We start from the raw sequence: 661 nt of genomic DNA, 5'->3' as shown, positions 1-661 counted from the left end.
GGCGCGGTGCTGGCGCGTGGCGACAGCGGCCTGCGCCTGGGCGCGGACTATTCGTGGAAACGGGGCGCCGTGCGGCTGGTCAGCGATCGGCTGATCGAGAGCCAGCAGGCCGCCGACGCGGCTAAAGAGCGATGAGATTCATCGCTCTTTAGATCTTTTGTTTGAGCATGATCTTATCGGAAAACCGCTGCACACTTTTCCGGATCATGCTCAGAAGGTAAGCTGCACCTTCATTGATTGCGAGCGGTCGCTGGCGAGCTCGAAGGCGGCGGCCGCGTTCTCGAACGGCATGGTGGCCGTGATCAGCGGCTTGACGTCGATCAGGCCTTCGCCCATCAGGCGCACCGCGAGCTCGAACTCGGGATCGAACCGGAAGGTGCCGCGGAGCTGCAATTCCTTGGCGACGATGGAATTGATCGGCAGCGTCATCTCGCCGCCGAGGCCGAGCTGAACGAGGGTCGCGCCAGGGCGCAGCACGTCGAGCGCGGTGCGCAGCGCAGCCTGATTCCCGGAGGCTTCGAACAGCGTGTCGAACACGCCCTTGCCGGCGCGCCAGGGATCGAGCGCGGCGGCGTCAGTCGCGACGTTGATGGCGTGACTGGCACCGAGCTTTTTGGCAACCGCGAGCGGTGCGTCGGCGACATCCGTCACCACGATCTCG

At 64.9% G+C, this 661-nt stretch carries 1 protein-coding gene; it reads right to left on the bottom strand.

Features of this window, described 5'->3' with window-relative positions:
• Nucleotides 1-210 precede the first annotated feature (210 nt).
• A partial coding sequence (locus MOV74_RS39755) for a zinc-binding dehydrogenase (RefSeq protein WP_246933064.1) occupies nt 211-661 on the bottom strand: 451 nt, incomplete at its 5' end.

Origin of the sequence: Bradyrhizobium sp. SHOUNA76, from assembly GCF_023006445.1 — a bacterium.
Taxonomy (GTDB): Bacteria; Pseudomonadota; Alphaproteobacteria; order Rhizobiales; family Xanthobacteraceae; genus Bradyrhizobium.
Note: the sequence above shows the minus strand (reverse complement) of the source record. Positions and strands in the feature narration are given on the sequence as shown.